The sequence below is a fragment of the Micromonospora sp. NBC_01655 genome, assembly GCF_026339755.1.
Taxonomy (GTDB): Bacteria; Actinomycetota; Actinomycetes; order Mycobacteriales; family Micromonosporaceae; genus Micromonospora.
Map to the genome: position 1 here is coordinate 5,560,421 of NZ_JAPEQF010000001.1, position 4,258 is coordinate 5,564,678.

General features: G+C 64.6%; 4 protein-coding genes and 2 pseudogenes. 2 read left to right on the top strand and 4 right to left on the bottom strand.

Annotated elements, in window-relative coordinates; genetic code table 11:
• Positions 1 to 96 precede the first annotated feature (96 nt).
• Both OOK41_RS24830 and OOK41_RS24835 read left to right on the top strand, forming a co-directional pair.
• On the top strand, positions 97 to 864 hold the full coding sequence (locus OOK41_RS24830; protein ID WP_266266894.1) for a DUF5753 domain-containing protein: 768 nt from the start codon (positions 97 to 99) through the stop codon (positions 862 to 864).
• Complete coding sequence (locus OOK41_RS24835) at positions 861 to 1,055, top strand: DUF397 domain-containing protein (protein WP_266267970.1); 195 nt, start codon at positions 861 to 863, stop codon at positions 1,053 to 1,055. The genes OOK41_RS24830 and OOK41_RS24835 overlap by 4 nt, the downstream gene beginning before the upstream one ends.
• Before the next feature lie 170 nt (positions 1,056 to 1,225).
• Here OOK41_RS24835 and OOK41_RS24840 read toward each other — a convergent pair.
• The 4 genes and pseudogenes from OOK41_RS24840 to OOK41_RS24855 all read right to left on the bottom strand — a co-directional run.
• Positions 1,226 to 1,641: pseudogene (locus tag OOK41_RS24840) on the bottom strand (transposase family protein); the annotation flags it as partial.
• Positions 1,620 to 2,192: an IS701 family transposase gene (locus tag OOK41_RS24845; protein WP_266267971.1), complete on the bottom strand. Its 573-nt coding sequence runs from the start codon at positions 2,190 to 2,192 to the stop codon at positions 1,620 to 1,622. The gene OOK41_RS24845 and the pseudogene OOK41_RS24840, both read right to left, overlap by 22 nt.
• A 252-nt stretch (positions 2,193 to 2,444) precedes the next feature.
• Positions 2,445 to 2,957 carry a hypothetical protein gene (locus OOK41_RS24850; RefSeq protein ID WP_266268071.1) on the bottom strand — a complete coding sequence of 171 codons (513 nt, stop codon included), beginning with the start codon at positions 2,955 to 2,957 and terminating at the stop codon, positions 2,445 to 2,447.
• A 126-nt stretch (positions 2,958 to 3,083) separates the two neighbouring features.
• Positions 3,084 to 3,684 (bottom strand): annotated as a pseudogene (locus OOK41_RS24855) (IS5 family transposase); the annotation flags it as partial.
• Between the last annotated feature and the right edge of the window lie 574 nt (positions 3,685 to 4,258).

A 4,258-nucleotide genomic window follows, 5' to 3' on the forward strand; every position in this document is an offset into this window, starting at 1 on the left:
GGGCCTACTACCCGACACCTTGCCGACAGCGACGGGATCAGTACACGACGTTGCCATATGCTCAGGATTGTTCGGGACGTCCATGTTGGAGGCAGGATGAACCAGGCACTTCAAGCGGCCATGATCGAGGCCGGCGAGACGGCAGAGAGTCTTGCAGCTCAGACGGGGGTAGATCCGAAGACCGCAGCGCGGTGGATCTCCCCAGGACGTGTACCGCAACCGCGTCGACGTGTGGCGGTGGCCGCGATCCTGGGCCGGGACATAAATGACCTATGGCCCGATGTCCTGAAGCGACGCGAGCCGCAGTGGCTGAGAAAATGGGTTGACTGGGAACGCGAAGCAGTCGCGCTACGGTGGTTTGAGCACGCCTGGGTGCCCGGCTTGCTCCAAACCGAGGCGTACGCGCGGGCCACGCTGGCTCACAACCTGCTGGCTCCGGACGAGATCGAGGAGCGCGTAGCGTCGAGGGCCGAACGAAGCGCCATCCTCTTCAGCAACAAGCCCGTGCAGCTCGTCGCCGTCATCGACGTGATGGTGCTGCGCCGACCCATGAAGAGTCACCCCGCCGCGATGAAAGAGCAGCTCGCCCACCTGGCTGAGATGGCCGAGCTGGCACACGTACAGATTCTCGTGGTGGGTGAAGACGCAGGGCTCTACCCTGGCCTACAGGGTGGATTTATCCTGGGCACACTGGGCGACGGCTCGGTGGTCGCCCACCTCGATCACCAGGTGCGAGCGCAGGTGGTGGACCAAGCAGAGGACCTTGTTACCCTCCAGCAAACGTGGGAGGCGATCAGGGGCGAAGCGTTCTCCCGTAAGCAGTCACTGAACCTGATCAAGGAAGCAGCGCAGACATGGACATGACCGACGCCAAGTGGCGCAAGAGCAGCCGCAGCGGCTCCAACGGCGGTTCGTGCGTCGAGGTCGCCGACAATCTGCCGGGCATCGTCCTGGTCCGGGACACGAAGGACCGCGAAGGCGGCACCCTCAACTTCACGCCGGGCGACTGGCAGTCGTTCGTCAACCTGGCCAAGCAGATCGGGCCGGTCGGCTGACCAGCACGACAAAAGACCCCCGGTCACCCGACCAGAGGTGGCCTGGGGTTTTTCTGTAGTCCGGGCTACTCGGGACCACCTGAGCAACGGCGAGCAGGTCCCGCAGCGCGTCGGTCGCCTGCTCGATATGCTCGGTTCCGACATGATCGGGAGGGTGCACTGAGCCATTTTCATCCTGCGTAGCGGTTAGTTTCGACGTGGTGCAGGACGAGGATGGCTTGGACGATCGCGGTGGCTCGGCGTGGGCAGCAGCGCAGCTTGATCAGGATTTTCCAGGCCTTGAGCATGGCGATCGCTCGTTCTCCGCGGGCGCGGATCTTCGCGTGGGCCCCGGCTCACGACCTTCTGCCTGCGTGACAGTTTCGGCCGGAAGCGGTGCCGCTTGAACGGGGTGCGCACGCTGCCACGGGCGCCCTGGTAGCCCTTGTCGGCGAATGTCATCACATCCGCGCTGGCCAGGGCATCGGTCGATCGGGATCAGCGTGCCGTCCAGGATCGCGTACGCCAGCAGCCGGATGCGTCGCATCGCGGTGTCCAGGTCGTCGGCTGCCAAGCTGAGCAGGGCTATCGCCTCCTGGACATAGCGTCACCGGCGCCCCACCAGCACGGCAGGCCGCCGGCCACAGCTGTCTCGATCAGGCGGCGTGCCAGCTGCGGTTTCGTGGCGAAGCCGATGGTGTCGGGCACTCCTGCTTCCGCCCGTCGTGCGGGGTCCTTGGTCCAGGATTTCGGCAGGTAGAGGGCGACGTCGAGCAGGGTGTGCCCGAGCGGTGAGGCATACGACAGGTGCACCGCGAGCTGGCAGTTCTCTATCTTCCCGGCGGTGCCGGAATACTGCCGTTGCACCCCGACCGTGTGCGTACCTTTCTTCAGATCACCGGTCTCATCGACCAGCAGCATCCCGTCCGGATGCCCCAGCCGAGCAGCAACGAAGCCACGCACGTCGGCACGCACCAACGCGTCATCCCAACTGGCCCGGCCGATCAATTCCTGCATACCGCCCGGACCGGTGTCGCCCGCGTGTTCCGCGATCGTCCAGCAGTTCTTTACCGGGAACGGCGCCAGCAGCCCGGCCACGAAGTCCCGGACCCGGCGCCGTGGTTCCGGCCGGGAAAAGCGTGATCCGACCGTGTCCATCAGCCCGTCAAACAACGCGGCCCATCGCTGAACGTCTACTCTTTAGCGGCAGCCACCGCCGCATCCTGTTTGGTCCAAACAACCTCAGGCTCGACGGTGGCTGCTCACTGTCGACGGGCAAAACCACACCGTCACAGCAGGTCAGAAGGGTTCTCCTGCTGAAGTATTAGCCCTATCCGCTCATCACCACACCAGGCATGCCCGGTCAGGGCCGTTTAGTCAAGGTATTCCAGGGACTTGACGGGGCCGTGGCTAGGCGACGTTGAGAAAGAACTTTTCGTGATCGCCACCCGGGGCGCCGAACTGGCAGTTGACTATCCCACCGCCACCGTTGGTGGAGGCCGTCACGCCGAAGCCGACTAGGCGCAGAAACGAATTCGGAAACAACGTCGACTCGAAGGAGAACGAGCCACCTGCCTGCGGGAGAAGCTTGAACGTCTCGTGGGTACCCACGTGGACCTGGCAGTTGACGGTCCCACCGCCCGGCCCCCCGGGGATCTGCGGCAACTCGGCGGCGTCCATGCGCAGATACACGTTCGAAAAGGTCGCCGACGCGAAGGCGAACGAGCCGTCGGCCTGCGGGAGAACCTTGAACTTCTCGTAGGGTCCCGCGCCAAATTGACAGTTGACGATCCCACTGCCAGACCCGTTCCAGGTCGTCACCCCGGTGCCGTCCATGCGCAAATACACGTTCGGAAAGGTCGTCGACAGGATCGTGATCGGTGTGTTTCCGGGCGCCGCGAGGTCCGCCACTGACAACGGCATGAGAGGTCCTCTCTTTCTTCGGGAATTCTCACTCACGATAGTCGGATCGTCACGGAGAGATAAACCTGGGCGTTTGGCGAAGGGCGAACGTAACGACGATGGTGGACGGATGTGACAATACCGAAATGCACCGTGTTCGATGACACGGTTTTTGAAGCCGGCGTCGACCCAGGTCTTGGCCAGGCTGGGGGTAGGCGGCGGTGGCCTGGTCGAGCAGGTTTGCGCCGATGGTGTTGTCGCTGGCGCTGGCGGCGGTGACGGTGACGGCGAGGAGCAGGCCGAGGGTGTCGGTGATGATGCCGCGTTTGCGGCCGACGATCTTCCTCCTGGCGTCGGTGCCCTGTGTGGACAGTGGGACGTTGGTGGAGGTCTTCACGCTCTGGCTGTCCATGATGGACGCGGTGGGCTCTGTGGTGCGGCCGTCGTGGTCACCGACGAGGCCGGTGAGGTGGTAGTTGAGTTCGGTGAAGATGCCTTGCTTGCTCTTGGCGGCGAAGTAGCCGTAGACGGTCGCGTGGGGTGGGAAGTCGTGGGGCAGGTAGCGCCAGGCGATGCCGGTGCGGTTGACGTAGAGGATGGCGTTGAGGATCTTGCGGAGGTCGTGGGTGGGGGCGCGGCCGCTGACGCCGGCGTCGGTGCGGGCCTGTCGCCAGGCGGTCAGACTGGGCGCGATCAGGGCCCACCGGGCGTCGGACAGGTCGGACGGATAGGCTCGCCGTGCGGTCATGATCCATGCGTACGATGCTCGGGCGCTGCCTCAACGGACGTCTTGTCCGCCGATGTCGGGTGGAAGTGAACCAGACACGATCCCGGGGTGAGATGCTCCGATTCCGGTCAGGGTCAAGCAGGACGGGATACGTCTATTTCGGGTTGGGTCGGGCATCGTGTACTACCGGGACCGCAAGGTGAATCCGTCGTTACTGATTCGAACGCGAAACAAACGTCCAGTAAGGGCGTGGCTCAATGGAGCAAGTGCCGCTCCGGCCAGGAAGCCGTGCCCTTCTTTCGGCGCGGCGGTGCTCTCAAGGCCGACCACCGCCGCGCCCTATCGAAGGAGAAGCAGGTGGACGGTGGGGCGCAGAGCCGGGGCGATCAGATCCAGGCAAGGTATCCACCCTCCGGGACGTCGCAGCCGTTCTGCACATCGACACGGCGGTGCTGCTCGGCCGGGACGTGCGACCCGCCGGACGCGTACGCGCACCCGACAGGTCGTCCTGCTGCCGCACGCCCCGGCCACAATCATCCAACTCGCAGCCACCCTCGGGGTGGCCTGAACATGACCGCCCCGTTCCTCTCCGTGC